The organism is Cobetia sp. MM1IDA2H-1, from assembly GCF_002916775.2.
GTDB lineage: Bacteria > Pseudomonadota > Gammaproteobacteria > Pseudomonadales > Halomonadaceae > Cobetia > Cobetia marina.
On the sequence record NZ_CM133225.1, the window covers coordinates 1,461,176 to 1,479,611 of the forward strand.

Below are 18,436 nucleotides of genomic sequence, written 5' to 3' on the forward strand. Positions count from 1 at the left end.
TTCAAGCTCACAGCAGACAGCGGAACACCAGTCGAGCACTTTGGCCCCCAAAGTGCTGCGCATGGGGATGATCGGGGGAGGCGTTCAGTCTTTCATCGGTCAGGTCCATCGTGCGGCGGCGCAGATGGATGGACGGTATCGTGTCGTCGCCGGTGCGCTGTCATCGAATCCCGAGCGTGCTCGCCAGCAGGCGGAACAACTCAACATCGCACGTGGTTATGGCGATGGTGAATCACTGCTACGCGAGGAAGCTGCCCGCGAAGATGGTGCTGAGGTGATCGCCATTCTCACGCCCAACGATAGTCACTTCGTCCTGGCCAAGCTGGCTCTGGAGCTGGGCTTTCATGTCGTCTGTGAAAAGCCGCTGGTCAATGATCCGGCTCAGGCTCGCGAGCTTGAAGCGATTGCCGAGCGGGCAGGGCTGCGCTTCTGCATGGCCTATGGCTATACCGGTTATCCCATGGTGCGTCAGGCACGCGCCATGATCGAGAATGGCGAGCTCGGTGAAATCCGTCAGCTGCAGTGTGACTACGTTCAGGGGCACCTGGCCTGCCTGACGGATGCGGAAAAGACAGGCCACGACTGGCATATGGACCCCGCCATCGCGGGGGAGTCGATGATACTCAATGATATCGCGACCCACGCCTTTCATATGCTCGAGTATGTTTCCGGGCTTGAGACCAGTGAATTGAGTGCCGATGTCACGGCCAGCGTGGCCGGACGCGAAGCGCACGATAATGCCAACGTAATGTTGCGCTATGGCAATGGTGCCCGCGGCCTGATGTGGATTACCCAGGCGGCTGCCGGCGCCGAGCATGGCCTGAGCTTCCGGATCTTCGGCAGTCTCGGGGGGCTCGAATGGCATCAGGAAACCCCCAATCAGCTCCTGTTCCGCCGTATTGATGGCGCTCCTGTGCTGCTCTCCAAAGGGGCAGCAGGACTTCATGAAGCCTCCACGCGTATCTCTCGTGTGGCCTTTGGACACCCCGAAGGTTATCGCGAAGCCTTTTCTTCCCTGTATAGCGACCTCCATGAGGACATCACTGCCTGCCAGCAGGGGACTGAGCCGCACCCATTGGCCTGCTGGTATCCAGACCTGCGCAGTGGTGTGCGTGGTGTCGAGTTCGCCGCCACCGCGCTCGACTCCAGTCGACGAAATGGCGATTGGGTGTCTCTCCCATCACGGCGGACAGTCAATTGACGCGCTGATTCGGCTGTTGAATTGAGATAGCCAATGCCACTTCATTCAGGAATGACGCAATGACGGGCCGCCCTCGAGGCAGCCGGTGCGGATTCTGCTACGCCATTGTTCGGTCAATTACGTTGTAAGGAGTACGGGATGAACAGGAAAGGGGTCGACGATCTGCGCAGTAATCGCTGGTTCAAGCAGGATGATCTGCGCTCTTTCGGGCATCGCTCTCGCGTCAAGCAGATGGGTTACTGGGGAGAGGAGTTCGTCGGCAAGCCGGTGATCGCCATCGTCAATACCTGGAACGACCTCAATACCTGCCATTCTCACTTTCCTGAGCGGGTCAAGGATATCAAGCGTGGTATCACGGCAGCGGGGGGCTTTGCTGTCGAACTGCCTGCCATGTCACTGGGTGAGCAATTGATGAAACCCAGCGCCATGATGTATCGCAACATGCTGGCCATGGAAGTCGAGGAATTGCTGCGCAGTTACCCCGTGGATGGCGCCGTGGTCATGGGCGGGTGTGACAAGACCACGCCGGGCGTGCTCATGGGCGCGATCTCCATGAATCTGCCGACCATCTATGTCCCCGCTGGTGCCATGCTGCGCGGCAATTACCGTGGTCAGGTGTTGGGGAGCGGTACGGATGTCTGGAAGTACTGGGATGAGCGACGTATCGGCAACGTCAGTCAGGGTGACTGGAACGAGATCGAGAATGGGATTGCCCGCTCCCCGGGCACTTGCATGACCATGGGCACGGCGGCAACGCTGATGTCGATCGGTGAATCGCTGGGCATGAGCCTGCCGGGGGCCTCAAGCATCCCCGCGGTGGACGCCAATCACAACCGTATGTGCTACGCCAGCGGCAAGCGAGCGGTGGAAATGGTCTGGGAAGATCTCAAGCCGACCGATGTCATGAGCGAGGCCTCCTTTGATAACGCGATTGCTGTCGACATGGCGATCGGTGGCTCGACCAACGCCATCATCCACATCGTGGCTATGGCACGTCGTCTCGGAATCACGCTGCCGATGGAGCGCTTCAACGAGATATCGCGTCGTGTGCCGCTGGTGCTGAACCTCAAGCCTTCCGGCGAATATCTGATGGAAGACTTCTTCTATGCCGGAGGGCTTCCGGCATTGATGACGAACATCGGCAGTGAGCTGAAGCTCTCCGCCATGACCGTGACCGGTCGCACCCTGGGCGACAACATCGAAGGCGCCAAGGTCTGGCGCCCGGAAGTCATTCTCCCGCTGGACACGCCGGTTAATGCCTCGGGCGGGACTGCCGTACTGACCGGCAGCCTGGCGCCGAAGGGGGCCATCATCAAGCCGACCGCGGCGGACCCTCGTCTGCATGTCCATCAAGGGCCTGCCTATGTGTTCGAGAATATCGCCGACCTCAAGGCGCGTATCGATGATGAAGACCTCCCGGTCACGGCTGACAGCATCATCGTGCTCAAGAATGGCGGGCCGGTGGGCGGCCCCGGCATGCCGGAGTGGGGCATGATGCCGATTCCGGCCAAGCTGCTGAAACAGGGCGTGCGCGACATGCTGCGTATCTCCGACTCGCGCATGAGTGGCACCAGCTACGGGAGCTGCATTCTGCATGTGGCGCCGGAAGCCGCCGTCGGCGGACCGTTGGCCATCGTCAAGACCGGCGACATCATCGCCGTGGATGTCCCCAATCGGCGGCTGGACCTGATGGTCGATGAGGAGGAGATCCAACGTCGATTGGCAGATTGGCAGCCGCCCAAGGACCGGCACCCTCATGGCTATGCCTCTCTCTACAAATCGCATGTGACCCAGGCAGATGAAGGCTGTGACTTCGACTTTGCCAATGGTGCCCCTGGCAGTACTCCTGAGCCCGATATCTATTGAGCGCCGCTGCCTGAAGCAGGGAGAGAAGGTCGAGGGTATCGGGGGCAGAGAGATAGAAGGTGTAAGCCCGCAGGGGTATCCACGCATGTGCCATAGCCATCGTCGACGGGAGTCCAGGAAATGGCGGAAATCGAACTGCTGATAGAGAGCCGGGCGGAGTTGGGTGAATCCCCGATCTGGGATGCCAGTCGCAACAGCCTGTTATGGGCGGACCTTTATGCCCCGGCGATCGAGCGCTACTGCCTGAGTGATGGCAAGCGAGAGCGTCGCGTGCTGCCTGAGACGCTGGGAGCATTCGGGCGCTGTGCCGATGGGCGTCTGATCGTTGCCATGCGTTCGGGAATCCATCTGCTCGATTTCGCGTCTGGTGCATTGGAGTTCCTGGCCTGCCCACCCGGAGAGCCGTTGGCTGGCACGCGCTTCAATGACGGTAAGGTAGCGCCGAATGGACACTTCGTGATCGGCACCATGGATGAGGCGAGTCGTTCACGGCCGCTGGGGCATTTTTATGATGTCGCTCCCACTGGACAGACCCAACGGCTGCAGTCAGGCCTCATCGTCGCCAATGGCCTGGCCTGGAGCGCTGATGGACAGCGCATGCTTTTTGCGGATACGCGGCGCGACACCATCCATGTCGCGGACTACTGCCCGGAAAGTGGTGTCATGGGCACACCGCGTGTATTCGCCGAGACCCAGCCTGCACTGCACGGCCGCCCCGATGGCGGAGCGATGGATATGGCGGGAGGCTACTGGAGTGCAGGCGTCTTTGGCGGAGTCCTCAATTATTGGGATGCCCAGGGACGTCTGGCGCGCCAGGTCCGCCTGCCATGTCCCGGCCCGACCATGCCGTGCTTCGGCGGGGCCGATATGACAACGCTTTACGTAACCACCTTGCGCAAGGGGATGAGCCCTGAGGCGCTGGCCGCGGCCCCCTTGTCCGGCAGCGTCTTCGCGCTGGAGGTCGAGGTGCCGGGCGTCCCCGTCGCCGCCTTTGCCTCTCGCTCTCCAGCACCACCCGACATGCCGAGTGGGGGACGCTCCCCCTCTCGGGTCACGATTCGTGAGCCTCATGAGTGACCTGTCCCTTGTGACTGCCACCATTGATGAACTTCAGAGGGAGATCCCATGCGCCTCAATCGTCTTAAGCAACGCATTGCCCAAAAGGAGGGCGTGGTGAATGGCTGGCTCTCCATGCCGTGTGCCTTCTCGGCAGAGATCATGGCCCATCAGGGCTGGGACAGCCTGACCATCGACCTGCAGCACGGAGTGATCGATTACAGCGATCTGCTGCCGATGCTGACGGCCATCTCCACCACTGACACCGTTCCGCTGGTGCGGGTGCCGAGCCTGGAACCCGGTTTGATCATGAAGGTGCTGGATGCCGGTGCCTATGGAGTGATTGCTCCCTTGATCAACAACGCGGAAGACGCCCGGGCACTGGTGGCTGCCTGTCGTTATCCCCCGCTGGGAATGCGCAGCTTCGGCCCTCATCGCGCCATGCTGTATGGCGGTGCGGATTATGCCCATCATGCCAACGACGAGATGCTGGTGCTGGGCATGATCGAGACCCGCGAAGGCGTGGCGAACCTGGAAGAGATACTGGCCGTGGAGGGGCTGGATGGCATCTATATCGGCCCTGCGGATCTGGCGTTGTCACATGGGCACACACCGGGGTTCGATCACGGTGATGGCCCCATGGATATCTTGATCGACGAGATTGTCGCACGGGCTCGGCAGCACGGCAGCGTCATCGGTATTCACAACGGCAGTGCCGCGCATGCGCGACGGATGTTGGCGCGTGGCTGTGATCTGGTCACGGTCGGAGCCGATACACGTCTGTTGATGGCAGGGGCACAGGCAGTACTGAAGGACATGGAGCGCAGCGCGAATCATTGTGAAGGCTATTGAATGCACCTGGCCGTGGCAGTCGTTCGCATGAGCCAGCGATACGCTATCAGAGGAGAGGCAAAATGAATCAGTTCGCACGTTATCCCAGCCTGGAAGGCCGGCATGTCTTCATCAGTGGCGGTGCCAGCGGCATCGGCGCGACCTTGGTAGAGCATTTCTGTGAGCAGCAGGCGCGAGTGAGTTTCATCGATATCGATGATGCCTCTGGCGAGGCCCTGGCGGCGCGTCTGACCGATCAGGGAGGAGAGGTTCATTACCGCCATTGCGATGTGACTGATATCCAGCAGCTGCGCACGGTCATCGAGGCTGCAGCAAATGAGTGGGGGCCGATGGGGGCCCTGGTCAACAATGCCGCGCGTGATACCCGGGTACCGCTCACGGAGCTGGATGTCGAGACATGGGATGACCTTCAGGCCACCAATCTTCGCCATGTGGTGTTTGCCTGTCAGGCAGTCTTTGCCGGGATGCAGGCGGCGGGCGGCGGGTCGATCATCAATTTCAGCTCGCCCAGCTTCCTGCGTCGCTCGCGGGACATCTCGGCCTATTCGAGCGCGAAGGCGGCCACCATCGGTCTGACGCGCACCTTGTCGCGTGACATGGGAGATGCGGGAATTCGCGTCAATACCGTGCTGCCGGGGTGGATCATTACCGAGCGTCAGAAGGCGCTGTGGTGGAATCCCGAGCTGGAGAAGCAGGTATTGGAAAATCAGAGCCTGCACCAGCGGGTACAGCCCGAGGATGTGGCTCGGATGGTGTTGTTCCTGGCAGCGGATGACAGTCGCATGATGACGGCCCAGACCTATATCGTGGATGGTGGCCTCGTCTAGCCATGCTGAAGTGGTCATGGCGTTTTCGCAGAGCGTTTTGGGAGGCTGCGTTTTACATGCATCACTCCACATGAAGCGCTTTTCGTGCCAGCGCCACTGGCAATGAGATGGCGGCTTTCGCCAGAGTGATATCGAGTGCTCCTTGGGATGATCAATAGGATAAGGGTGATCGAAGCGACAGTTTTATAGGCTGCTTCAATCATGCCAAGACATCCTTATTGAACTTTAATCCAAGGAAAGCACTTTTTTTGAAAATGAAGATGAAAACGTTTTCAGGCGCTGCTAGTGTCTTTTCAAACGGCGAAGAATTCAGCGCTGACCATCATTTTCCTACGTCATCATCACTGAGCTTCAGGTGCGGATTTTTCGACCTGAATGCACACAATAAAACAACGCCATATGCTCGTCGGGAGAGAGGAATGAAAACGATAAAATTGACCGTCTCCGAGGCCATCGCCAGATACCTGGCGGCGCAGAAGATTGAACTCGATGGCAATGTCGAGACCTTGTTCGGTTGCGGGTTCGCCATCTTTGGCCACGGTAACGTGACCTGTCTGGGGCAGCAGCTGCACAACATCCAGGACACGATCCCGATCTGGCGCGGCCAGAATGAGCAGTCCATGGCGGTTGCCGCCGTTGCCTACGCCAAGGCCAACAAGCGCCAGCGCATCGGGATCGCCAGCACCTCCATCGGGCCGGGTGCCACCAACATGATCACGGCTGCGGGTATTGCGCACACCAATCGCCTTCCGTTGCTGATGTTCGCCGGCGATGCCCATGTCTCACGCCTGCCAGACCCGGTGCTGCAGCAGGTCGAGCATGCCCATCAACCAGGCCTGAGCGTCAATGATGCCTTTAAGCCCGTCACTCGCTATTGGGATCGCATCACTCATCCCGCACAGATCATGCAGTCCTTGCCGACAGCGATCGCGACGCTGACGGATCCCGCGAATTGCGGGCCGGTCATGATTTCATTGCCACAGGATATCCAAGGCGTTGCCTATGACTATCCAGAGGCACTCTTCGAAGAATGCATCCATCATATTCGTCGTCCGGAAGCCGATACGCGTGCTGTACAGCATGCCATTTCCCTGCTGGAAAAGGCCGAGAAGCCGCTGATCATCGCTGGCGGTGGCGTTCATTATTCCGAAGCAAATCAGTTGCTGGCCGACTTTGCACAACGTCGTAATATTCCGGTGGTCGAGACGATTGCGGGCCGTTCTTCGCTGCTGCAATCCCACCCCTGCAATATCGGCCCGATTGGTGTGACTGGCTCGAATTCCGCCAATGCCATGGCGGCACAATGTGATGTGCTGGTGGCCATTGGCACACGCTTGCAGGACTTCACCACCGGATCCTGGTCGGTATTTCGTAATCCAGCGCTGAAGATCGTGTCAGTCAACGTGGCGCATATGGATGCCATCAAGCATCGCGCCATGGCGGTCATCGGCGATGCTCGCCACACTCTGGAGCGTCTTGATTCCGGGTTGGGTGAATGGCGAGCCGATCAGCGCTGGCTGGAAAAGGGCCAGGCGGAGGTCGCCGAGTGGAAATCCCTGTGCGCCAACCGTGGCGAGATCATGCCCGGCGAGATGGCGTCCTACGCCCAGGTCATTGCTAGCGTCAATGCGGTGCAGGAACCCGGCGATACCGTGCTGACTGCCGCCGGTGGCCTGCCGGCAGAGCTCAACATGAACTGGCAGAGCAAGCAGCTCGGCAAGTTCGATATCGAGTTCGGCTTCTCCTGCATGGGATATGAAGTAGCGGGCGGCTGGGGCGCCAAGATCGCCAATCCCGACAACGAGGTCGTGGTCCTGGTCGGCGATGGCTCCTACATGATGATGAATTCCGATATCTACAGCTCGGTGCTGACGGGCCACAAGATGATCGTGCTGGTGTGTGACAACGCCGGGTTTGCGGTCATCAACAAGCTGCAGAACAACAGTGGCAACCCTTCCTTCAACAACATGCTGGCCGATTGTCGCAGCCAGGCCGATGAGCTGGTACGTGTCGACTTCCTCAAGCATGCCCAGTCGCAAGGTGCCTATGGTGAGCACCTGAGTGACATCAGTGATTTCCGGGCCGCCTACCAGCGCGCCAAGGAGAGCCCGCGGACCTACGTTATCGTGGTGGATATCGATTCCAGCAAGTGGTCTTCCTGTGACTGCTGGTGGGATGTGGGGCTACCCGAAGTCGTCCGCGAGGATGTGAATGAAGCGCAGGTTGCCGCCATGAATGCCGGCCGTGTTCATCAGCGTCGCGGACTCTGATTCTGCGGGACTTTGATTTTGCGGAACTTTGATTCTGCGTGAGTCGTGGGGCCGGGCGGACACCGCAACGGGATTCATGAACACGCCTGCAATGACAACGCCAATTACCAGCACCCATGCATTTGCCAGGAGAACCCAGATGTTCAATGAAGAACACAATATCGCACCGCTGCGATGGGCCATGGTCGGTGGTGGCCGTGGCAGTGAAATCGGCCACGCCCATCGTGCTGCTGCCCATCGTGACAACTTGTTCCAGCTGGTCGCCGGTGCCTTCGATCTCGACGCGGAACGCGGGCGTGAATTCGGCACCAACCTGGGGCTCGATCCAGAGCGTTGCTACCCGGATTACGCCAGCCTGTTCGAGGCCGAAGCTGCTCGCGAGGACGGCATTCAGGCGGTCAGCATCGCCACGCCCAACAGCACCCACCATGCCATCAGCCTGGCAGCGCTCAAGGCCGGTCTGCATGTGATCTGCGAAAAGCCGGTGACCTTCACGGTTGCCGAGGCCGAGGAGCTTAAGGCCGAAGCACAGGCGCGCGGTCTGGTCTTCGGTGTCATGTATGGCTACAGCGGCTATCAGATGCTTCACCAGGCCCGCGCCATGGTGCAGTCGGGTGAGCTGGGGCAGGTGCGCATGGTCAACATGCAATTTGCCCATGGCTTCCATAGCCAGCCGGTCGAACAGGTCAGCAGTGGCGCCAAGTGGCGCACCAGTCCTGCCGTTTCCGGGCCGACCTATGTGCTGGGGGATCTCGGAACGCACATCTTCTATGCCGGCCAATTCATCACCGGACTCAAGGTCGAACGCCTGATGTGCCACCGCCAGAGCTTCGTGGCCTCGCGGGCGCCGCTGGAAGACAACGCCCAGGTGTTGCTCCAGTACCAGAACGGCGCGGTGGGATCACTGTGGGCTAGTGCGGTGAATGCGGGCTCCATGCATCAACAGAAGATTCGTGTGGTGGGAGAGAAGGCCAGTATCGAATGGTGGGATGAATATCCCAACCAGCTGCGCTACGAGGTCCAGGGCGAACCGGTACGGATTCTGGAACGTGGCATGGGCTATCTGGCCGAGGGCGACAACGCCGTGAACAGCAATCGCATCGGCGGCGGCCACGCGGAAGGCTTCTTCGAATCCTGGGCCAATGTCTATCACCGTTATGCACTCGCTATGCAGGGCGCTGAAGCACGACGTAACGGCACAGGCACTCAACACCTTGGCCTGTCGGAGCAGGAGCTGGAGTCTCTCTGGTTCCCCAATATCGATGCAGGCATCGAAGGCGTGCGGTTGCTGGAGTGCTGTGTGGAATCCTCTGACAACGAGAATCGCTGGGTCGCGTTCTGATCTGACTGCGACATCAGGAGCGCCTCATGTCGGTTCCACCGCTGCCACTCGGTCGGCACCCGATGTGAGGCCTCGTTTCCACGTCACTGACGATGGTCATCCCGAAAGACAACGACAACGCCAAGAAGAAGGACATCATCATGCACATCAAGCTTTCCAACGCACCGTGTTCCTGGGGTATCGAGTTTGCCGACAACCCCGCCAATCCCAGCTGGCAGACCGTGCTCGACGAAATCGCCGGTGCTGGTTTCAAGGCGACGGAGCTTGGCCCACTCAATTACCTGCCGACCGAGCAGGCAGCACTGGCGTCCGCGTTGGACAGCCGAGGGCTCGAACTGATCGCCGGTACCATCTTCAAGCATCTGCATGACGCGTCACGTCGTCAGGAAATCCTGGATTACACCCGTGCGACCTGTGAGGTACTCAAGCCTCAGCAGGGCAACTACATGGTCATCATCGACCATGTCAGCTCGCCACGTACCGATGAAGCCGGTCAGCAGGAAACCGCGACCCGGCTCGATGATGCGCAGTGGAACGAGATGATGGTCACTATCCGGCAGGTGGCGGAAATCTGTCAGGAATATGCGGTCACACCGGTGCTTCATCCGCATGCCGGCACCTACATCGAGTATCGCGATGAAGTGGACCGTGCGATGGCTGAACTGGATGCTGATCTGGTCAAGTTGTGCATCGATACCGGGCACTGCACCTATGCGGGCATCAATCCGGCCGAGCTGATTCGCACCTATGGCGAGCGCGTCGCCTATATCCACTTCAAGGATATTCAGGCGCCAGTACTCGAAAGCGTGGTGAAGGACGGCATCGACTTCTATACCGCCATCGGCCAGGGCGTGTTCTGCCCGCTGGGCCAGGGCTGTGTCGACTTCGACGCGGTCCGCGAGAGCCTGGAATCCATCGGCTATCAAGGCTGGATCACCGTCGAGCAGGACGTGGACCCGACCAAGGACAACAGCGCGCTGGAAAATGCCCGCGAAAGTCGTGAATTCATTGAACGCAGCATTCTTGAAAAGGGCCTGGCGGAAGCCTGATCCGCATGAAGCCCTGTCGTCATCACGCCAGAAGACGGCAGGGCACGGAAGGTACAGCAATGACTTGTCTCGATAGCGTGGTGCGTCAGATGCCACGAGCACTCGAGCCACATCTGCCTCAGCAGTTCTCGTAATACTATAACAATCGATCACGAGAGGTCGTCATGCCCACTTCGCACCCCGATAGCGATACTCCTACAGAATCAGCCAATCCCGCCTCATCCAGTCATCAAGAAAAGCTGACGCCGGCGCAGCTTGTCTTCTTGATCAAGATCATTCTGGTGGCCGCCCTCGGTGGCCTGCTGTTCGGTTATGACACCGGCGTCATCTCTGGGGCCATCGGTCCCATCGCGCAATATTTCGACCTGTCTGCCGCCGAGAAGGGCTGGGCAGTCTCATCCGTCGTCATCGGCTGTATTGGTGGCGCACTTATCGCCGGACGGTTGTCCATTGCCTATGGGCGCAAGGCCGTCTTCATGCTGTCAGCATTGATGTTTACTGCATCAGCACTGGGCTCTGGTCTGGCGAGCACCTTTGATGCCTACATCTGGTGGCGCATTCTGGGTGGACTGGCGGTCGGGATGGCCAGCGTCATGGCACCGATGTACATCTCTGAGATGTCTCCGGGCTATATGCGCGGTCGCACCGTCAGCCTGTTTCAGCAGTCCGTGGTCTTTGGTCAGATGGTGGTGTTCTTCGTGAACTACTTCATTGCTAAGGGCATGGCGGAAACCTGGATTCTGAATCACGGTTGGCGCTGGATGTTGGGATCTGAAGCAATCATTTCCCTCCTGTTCGCCGTGCTGATTCCCTTCGTTCCCGAATCTCCGCGCTGGTTGGTGCTGAAAGGGCGCCTGGACGATGCCCGCCGCGTCTTGGCGCGTTTCTATCATGGTGAAGCCATTGAACGCACGCTGGGCGAGATCCAGAAATCCTTCCAGCACAACGAGAACAAGCGCCATGCATCTCTGCGTACCAAGGGGATGCTAGGACTGGTCGCCATCGGAGTCTTCATCGCGGCTGCTCAGCAACTGACCGGCATCAATGTGGTGATGTACTACGCTCCGGATGTGTTGTCCGCTGTCACTTCCAGCAATGAAGATGCTCTGTTCCAGACCTCCATCATGGGGGTGACCTTCGTCGCCGGTAATCTGCTGGGCATGCTGCTGATCGACAAGGTCGGCCGTCGTCCGCTGTTGATTGCGGGGAGTCTGGGCAGCATCGTCGGCATGACCTTCCTCGGCGTCGTGATCGGCAATGGCGAACCGGGCATCAGCGCCTTGATCGCCCTGATCGTCTATGTCGTCTCGTTTGCCATCTCCTGGGGGTGTGTCTGCTGGACACTGGTCTCCGAGATATTTCCCAATGCGATTCGCGCACGCGCGATGTCACTGGCTGTCGCCGCACAGTGGTTGCTCGGCTTCATCGTCACCCAGACCTTTCCGATGATGCGCCAGAGCGACTTCCTCAATGAGCTGGTCGGTGGTGGATTCAGCTTCTGGCTCTACGCTGTCCTGACCTTCATCAGCTTGATGATCGTGCTGCGCTACGTGCCGGAAACCAAGGGCAAGACATTGGAGGAGCTCGAGAACATCACAGGCACTCGCTTGAGCAAGCGTCGCCGTCGTCTTGCTCGTCAGGGCTTGCCACTGACCGCTGAGTAAACCAGGAGCGCTCTGGACTGTTCATCAAGCCGTCGTTATCTACTCCCGCTGGCAATCTTCACGTGCTGGCGGGAGCATGTCTTGCACCGGGCACTATCGTTCTGCCCCGATACCGATGGCATGATCAAAGGACACCAAGTCACATCCAGAGGACACATGGATGAACCATAACGTCGCGCGGTATGGCCTGATATTGAATACAGAACGGTTCGAGGAGTGTGTCGCTTTCTACCAAGGTCTTTTCGAACTGCCGCTGATGTTCAGAAAGGAAGATGGCAGTTTCAGGCTGACCTGCCTGTCATATGGGGCGGGCTATCTGATGATCGAGAAGGGTGGAAAAGCCATTGAAGGCGGTAAGACCCCAGAACAAGGTAGCGCCAAGCTACGCTTCAATGTCAGGGATATCGATCAGGCATTGGCAGATGTCAAAGCCTGGGGAATCGACGCCGAAATTGAAGAGACACCATGGGGCAGGACCATACATCTGCATGATCCCGACGGTAACCGGGTGGGGATTCGGGATGAGGCGACATTTCTGACGCCCTGACGTTCTGCTTCCACGCCGTGAGACGCTCATCATGGAGGCTCCCCATCAGTAGATGAGCAGTCTGGCTTGTTGCCAATGGTCGTTGCCAGTTGAACAGGTTCTTGCTCCCCCGATTCAAAATTATCACCCTCAACGCTATGAAAGGATTCTGGATATGAAGATTGCTCTACTGGGTGCAGGTCGTATCGGCCGTGTGCATGCCCGCGCCATTACCGAGCATCCGACAGCGCAGCTTGCCTGCATCAGTGATGCCTACGCGCCGGCCGCCGAAGCATTGGCTAGTGAATACTCGGTGCCGGTACTGTCCGCCGAGGAGGTCTTTGCCTCTGATGCGATTGAGGCAATATTGATCGCGTCTTCGACACCGACTCACTCCGACTTCCTGGAGCGTGCCGTGCGTGCTGGCAAGGCAGTTCTCTGCGAGAAGCCGATCGACCTGGACCTCGCGCGCACCCGTGAGTGTCTTGCCGTGCTGGCAGAGCACCCAGTGACCTGCGCGCTGGGCTTCAATCGTCGTCATGACCCGCAATTCGCGGCGCTCAAGCAGGCGGTGACCGAGGGACGTGTCGGTGAGCTGGAAATGATCGCCATCACCAGTCGTGACCCTGAGCCACCGCCCGCTGAGTATATCGCGGCTTCCGGGGGCATCTTCCGCGACATGAGCATTCATGATCTCGACATGGCTGCCTGGTTGCTGGGAGAGCCAGTCAGCGAGATATCGGTCACGGGGAGCTGCCTGATTGATCCGGCCATCGGGGAAGCGGGGGATCTGGACAGTGTTCTGATCAGCCTCAAGAGTGTCTCGGGCAAGCTTGCGAGCATCAGCAACTCGCGTCGTGCCTGTTACGGCTATGATCAGCGCATCGAGGTCTTCGGCAGCAAGGGCATGCTGGAAGCCCGCAACGAGACGGATACGCGACTGCGCTTCACGGGTGAGCAGGGCGTGATGGATGAACGACCCAAATGGTTCTTCCTCGAGCGCTATGCTCAAGCATTCGGGCGTGAGGTCGCCGATTTCGTCTCGGCCTGCCTAGACAAGCGAGCACCTCTGGCCGGGGCCCAGGACGGCCTGGCGGCACTTGAGCTGGCGGAAGCCGCGCTCATTTCCTGGCGCGAGGGTCGCCGCGTGCTGCTCAGTGAGATTCGGTGAGCTTTTGGCACCTTGATGGCCGATCAGGCGAGGCCGTACCCACAGCATGCAAAAGCCCGCCTCTGGACATTCCAGAGGCGGGCTTTTGCTTTCCTGGCGTCACATTACGCCAGAGAGTTTTATACCAGCTCGCGCTTTTCTTCACGTGCGATGCGGCGATCACGTGCGACCGCGCGGCAGATGACGATCAATACCGCCAGGGTGAGCACTGGCCATACCAGTACGTAGGTGGCAAATAGCAATGTCATGTGTGTTGTCTCCCTGTTCTGTCTCGGACGTTATCCAGAATCATGCGCCGGTGGAGGCAGCAGGCTGCGACTGGATCGGTGTTGTCGTATCACGACCACCTGAGTCGAGTGCTTCGTCATAGTTGCCGACACGTGCGGTGATGGTGTCGAAGTCGAAGCGTTCCTGGCGGCTGGCGAGGCTCATGACCACACACACCAAGGTGCTGGTGCCGTAAGCGGTCAGTGAGGCGAGCAGGACGGTGTAGTCGCGCAGGAAGTCAGTCGCGAAGATCAGCATGGCGATCATGGCCGCGATTCCAGCCAGGATGCCGAGGATGCGCCCCAGGAAGCCGAATACCATCAGGCCGATGATCACGCCGCCGCCGATGCTGGCGAGCAGCTCGAAGAACAGGCCGCTCATGCCCGTCAGCGGCACCAGTTCAAAGCGTGCCAGGCAGAACACCACCATCGCGACGATGACCGACGTGGTGAAGGCGGTATTGGTCACTCGGTTCCAGAAGCAGCTGGCGATGACCGGGAAGACGATCGCGCCCCACAGAGCCCCGACGAAGACCAGCATCACCAGGATATCCAGTGAGAAGCTGGCGAAGACGATACCCAGCACCGTGGCGATGATCATGGTCAAGCGGCCGATGAAGAGCATGCGCTTCGGGTCTGGCTTGCCGCGGGCGATATTCTTGCCATAGACATCGGCCATGATAATGGCGGACAGCGCGGAAAGGTCGGAATCCGCGGTGGAGGACAGCGAGCCGATCACCAGAATGAAGAACAGCGCGATGAAGAACGGCGGCAGATACTCGGACACCATCTGAGGGATGAGGTTGTTCATGTCGCCGTTGAGCGGCTCCACCCCGAGTGTCAGTGCCATCAGGCCAATCATGCCCAGGCCGATGACGATGGCGCCATAGCCCAGCGTCGCGGTGAGGAAGGTCGGCTTGATGTGGTCTTCGTTGACGGCGAACAGGCGCTGGGAAATGGTCTGGTTACCGATCGCATAGGCCAGTACCGCGACGAAGAAGGGCGCACCCTGGTTCAGGATGGCATCCGTCGAGAAGAAGTCGGCCTGTTCAGGTGTCAGGTTATCCAGGCCTGCGACCAGCTCTGTCGGGCCACCCATCGCGAAGAACACCGCCGGGATGATCACGATGGCGATCGCCATCAGGGCAACCAGTTGCGCGAAATCGGTCAGCACCGAGGCCCGGAAGCCCGACCACAGGGTATAGAACAGTACCCCCACGCCCGCCATGATCACGCCTGCTTGGAAGGAGAGCGGTGAGAGTACGGACACGAGCGCCCCAGCGGCGGTGAAGTTGACCATCAGACTGATCACGCTACCCAGCAGGTTCGAGAGCGCCAGAATCAGCTGACTGGAGGAGCCATGACGCGCGTGGATCAGCTCGCCAAGCGTATGCGCATTGGGTGCGAGCTTGCGGAAGCGGCGGCCGAAGGGATAGATGAACAGGATCATCAGGGCGCCCCATAGGCCGTAGTGGATCGGGCCTGACACACCATAGGTATAGCCGGAGGTGGCAGCGGCATAGAAGGAGGCCGCCCAGATCCAGGTGGCCGTCATGCTGGCAGCGCCCATGCCGAAGCCAACGCGATGGTTGGAGACCATGAAGGCATCGGCATCTTCATTTTTCTTGCGGATCCCCAGCGTCATCAGATAGGTGCCGCCATAGAAGGCAAGCAGCAGCAGTACGACAGTCAGGGTAGAGAATTGATATAGCGATTCGTTGTTCAAGAACTGGCCCTCGGTAGGGGAACAGGGCGCTACGCAACGCAGTTGCCCGAGGGCAAACGGTTGTCGATAGCGACGAGTAGGAGGGGAAGGTTCTTAGCCGTGGACGTAGTTCTGCGTCATTTGCTCAAGCAAATGGCATCCAGCGCAGCACGTGGGCCGCATCATCAATAATCGGCAATCTCGGTCAATGAAGACGGAGTTGGTGGCACTTCCCGGTCAGACGGGAGTTTGGGGGAGGGCGGCGTGGCATGCATCTGCCTTCATCGGAATAATGATGTCGCATACGCGTCCTTGTTATTGGTCAAGCCTTGCAAGGGCACTGATATGAGTTGCTGGTCAGCCCCAAGCTTGGCAAAACAGTGTTTTTATATTGTCTTGTTATCAAATTCTCTCGCAACGATAAATTATGCGCATGTCAATGTCCACACCCTTGGAGGAGAAGCTTGCCTTTCATTCACGTCAACGGTGGTTGGAAGAGAAAGGGGCGGCGACATCCAGTTGAATAACACGTGGCAGAGTATCGTGGAAGACGTGAATTATTATATAAATAAGCTCATTCGGTATTATATTTTATTGTTTATTAGCACTTATGGATTGCGTCAGCAAGTTGAATGAAATGTTGTCATTCCGATGCGTATTACTTTTCCAGTACTTCAGCAAGATACTTGCTCAATGTCTCAGACAACAACTAACTCGGCTTGGAAGAGGACATTGGCTCATGGGAGAGCGAGTCTTCGCCACGTTCTACCCACAGTAAAACGCCCTATCCGGAGACAGGGCGTTATAAACATGCCCAAGGCAGGCATGCTCAGGACAGGGCAATGCTTACCGAGAGCTTTCTGCCGACTTGCGAGTGCTCTCCCAGCGGAGGTGCGCCTCTGGAGAATAGCTACGTGACGGCGTGTGCTCGAGACCGATCTTGGCGGTACCGATCGACACTAGACGCAGCAGGGAGGCTGTCGCGACAATCACGATGAACAGCGCCGGGACACCCCCGAGGTTGGAGAGCATCTTGATGCCGTCAATGCCCACGAAGGCCGTCATGATCCAGGCGACGGCGCCGATGGTGCAGCCCCAGATGATCTTCATGAGTAGACGATCCTTGGTGTTTTCATCACTGTCACCGGCCATGGCGGCCTGGCTGTCGGTACTGCACAGCTGGCTGATCGCTTCGGTATTGGAGTCGGCTGCCGTCACGAAGGACAGGAAGGCGATGATCAGGAACACCGCACTGACCAGAGTGCTCATCGGCAGTTCGTCAAACAGGGCATAGATGACGGAGCCCGCACCGAACTCATTCAGCAGTTGGTAAAGCGCACCGCCACTTTGCATGTCGAACTGGATAGTGGAGCTTGCGAAGACACTCACGTAGGTAATCGAGAACAGAGCCGGTGCGACCAGGTTGATCAGCATGAACTGTCGGACAGTATAGCCACGGGAAATCTTGCCCAGGAACAGGGCGGAAATTGGTGCCCATGCCATCCAGTTGGCCCAGTAGAAGATACTCCAGCTTTTCGGCCACGGATCGTCATCGAAGGCCCCGGTGAACAGGCTCTTTTGCATGAAGTTGTTGAAATACTCACCCGCAGCTTCGGTGCCATAGCCAAGAATGGTCTGGGTCGGGCCGCACAGGAAGACGAAGGCCATGAAGACGAAGAAGGCCTTGGCGTTGATGGCGGACAGACGCGCAATGCCTTTTTGCAGACCACTGGCCGCGGAGGCGGTAAAGCAGGCCACGATGGCGAGAGTCACCAGTGCCAGCATCAGCGGGCCGGTGCCGGTCCCCAAGAAGCGGTCCAGCCCGCCGGCCAGTGTCATGGCGCCCGTACCTAATGACGATGCCATGCCGCAGACCAGTGCGAACAACGCCAGTGCATCCAGCGCGCGGCCCTTGCGACCGATCAGGCGATCACCTAACAGCGGCACGAAGAGCGTGCCGAGCGAGAACGGTTTACCAAGGTTGTAATGCATCAGAGCGAACAGCAATGCCGGGACGGTATAGATCGCATAGGGCGTGAATGACCAGTGAAGAAACATGGTCGAGAGCGCGAATCTGGCAGCCTCAGGTGTATTGGCAACCACATCGAGTGAACCTGGCGGAGTATGCAGGTGATAGAGCGGTTCCGCGGTTGACCAGAACATGATGCCGACGGCCAGGGTGGTACATAACGTGATGGAAAACCAGCGCCAGGGTGTCAGAATCCGCGTGGCATTTTCCCCCCCGATCCGCGTGCGGCCCAGTGGTGACAAGTAAGTGATCAAGCATGTCACCACCATCGCCAATGCCGTAATCGAGAACAGCCAACCGAACTTGTTGAGTACCCAGTCATTCAAGGCTGTCGTGGTGGCGAGAAATCCTTCGAGATTGATGAGGCTTGCTGCCACCGCGACCATCAACAGGATGAACGGTGGCCAGAAGACCATGGGGCGGATGGAAGAGCCAAACATACGTATTCCTATAATTTCTTGTGAGGGTGCGGATCCTAACCCATAAAATTCTGTTTTGTCAGCGTTGAGATTCGTTCATCAACGGCGTATATACGCGCGCGTTCATGTAATGCGCTGGCGGGATTTCCAGAAAGTTCCGTCCGGAAATTGCGTCAGTGGCTAACGCACCCTA

14 protein-coding genes are annotated in these 18,436 nt (G+C 58.7%); 11 read left to right on the forward strand and 3 right to left on the reverse strand.

All coding sequences use genetic code 11. From position 1 onward, the window contains the following. The first annotated feature begins 67 nt into the window (after positions 1–67). The 11 genes from BOH68_RS06280 to iolG all read left to right on the forward strand — a co-directional run bounded on the left by BOH68_RS06280 (position 68) and on the right by iolG (position 13,824). Complete coding sequence (locus BOH68_RS06280) at positions 68–1,201, forward strand: Gfo/Idh/MocA family protein (RefSeq protein WP_258954883.1); 1,134 nt, start codon at positions 68–70, stop codon at positions 1,199–1,201. Between the two features lie 138 nt (positions 1,202–1,339). After that, a complete protein-coding gene (gene araD / locus BOH68_RS06285; RefSeq protein WP_077372974.1) occupies positions 1,340–3,067 on the forward strand; it encodes an L-arabinonate dehydratase in 1,728 nt (575 codons plus the stop codon). Positions 3,068–3,187: 120 nt separating this feature from the next. After that, entirely contained in the window at positions 3,188–4,144 is a 957-nt protein-coding gene (locus BOH68_RS06290; RefSeq protein WP_077372978.1) for an SMP-30/gluconolactonase/LRE family protein, read from the forward strand. A gap of 48 nt (positions 4,145–4,192) precedes the next feature. Then, a complete protein-coding gene (locus BOH68_RS06295) occupies positions 4,193–4,975 on the forward strand; it encodes an HpcH/HpaI aldolase family protein (RefSeq protein ID WP_077372981.1) in 783 nt (260 codons plus the stop codon). 62 nt (positions 4,976–5,037) lie between these two features. Further along, positions 5,038–5,802 (forward strand): SDR family NAD(P)-dependent oxidoreductase, encoded by a 765-nt coding sequence (locus tag BOH68_RS06300; RefSeq protein ID WP_077372984.1) that lies wholly within the window; start codon positions 5,038–5,040, stop codon positions 5,800–5,802. Between the two features lie 218 nt (positions 5,803–6,020). Continuing rightward, on the forward strand, positions 6,021–8,072 hold the full coding sequence (gene iolD / locus BOH68_RS06305; RefSeq protein WP_308457322.1) for a 3D-(3,5/4)-trihydroxycyclohexane-1,2-dione acylhydrolase (decyclizing): 2,052 nt from the start codon (positions 6,021–6,023) through the stop codon (positions 8,070–8,072). 139 nt (positions 8,073–8,211) lie between these two features. Beyond that, the gene (locus BOH68_RS06310; RefSeq protein ID WP_077372990.1) at positions 8,212–9,414 is read left to right on the forward strand and encodes a Gfo/Idh/MocA family protein; all 1,203 of its coding nucleotides are present in this window, start codon (positions 8,212–8,214) and stop codon (positions 9,412–9,414) included. A 92-nt stretch (positions 9,415–9,506) separates the two neighbouring features. Continuing rightward, positions 9,507–10,463: a sugar phosphate isomerase/epimerase gene (locus BOH68_RS06315; RefSeq protein WP_258038180.1), complete on the forward strand. Its 957-nt coding sequence runs from the start codon at positions 9,507–9,509 to the stop codon at positions 10,461–10,463. 164 nt (positions 10,464–10,627) lie between these two features. After that, positions 10,628–12,127 (forward strand): sugar porter family MFS transporter, encoded by a 1,500-nt coding sequence (locus tag BOH68_RS06320; protein WP_077372993.1) that lies wholly within the window; start codon positions 10,628–10,630, stop codon positions 12,125–12,127. Between the two features lie 160 nt (positions 12,128–12,287). Beyond that, positions 12,288–12,674: a VOC family protein gene (locus BOH68_RS06325; protein ID WP_077372996.1), complete on the forward strand. Its 387-nt coding sequence runs from the start codon at positions 12,288–12,290 to the stop codon at positions 12,672–12,674. Between the two features lie 154 nt (positions 12,675–12,828). Beyond that, entirely contained in the window at positions 12,829–13,824 is a 996-nt protein-coding gene (gene iolG / locus BOH68_RS06330; protein WP_077372999.1) for an inositol 2-dehydrogenase, read from the forward strand. A 119-nt stretch (positions 13,825–13,943) separates the two neighbouring features. On the opposite strand, the gene BOH68_RS06335 is transcribed toward iolG, so the two are convergent. The 3 genes from BOH68_RS06335 to BOH68_RS06345 form a co-directional block, all read right to left on the reverse strand. Further along, complete coding sequence (locus BOH68_RS06335) at positions 13,944–14,072, reverse strand: putative transporter small subunit (RefSeq protein WP_215824257.1); 129 nt, start codon at positions 14,070–14,072, stop codon at positions 13,944–13,946. A gap of 40 nt (positions 14,073–14,112) precedes the next feature. Further along, positions 14,113–15,816: a sodium:solute symporter family protein gene (locus tag BOH68_RS06340; protein ID WP_077373002.1), complete on the reverse strand. Its 1,704-nt coding sequence runs from the start codon at positions 15,814–15,816 to the stop codon at positions 14,113–14,115. Positions 15,817–16,641: 825 nt separating this feature from the next. Beyond that, positions 16,642–18,264, reverse strand: coding sequence for a BCCT family transporter (locus tag BOH68_RS06345; RefSeq protein ID WP_077373005.1), 1,623 nt, complete (start codon positions 18,262–18,264; stop codon positions 16,642–16,644). Positions 18,265–18,436: the final 172 nt, after the last annotated feature.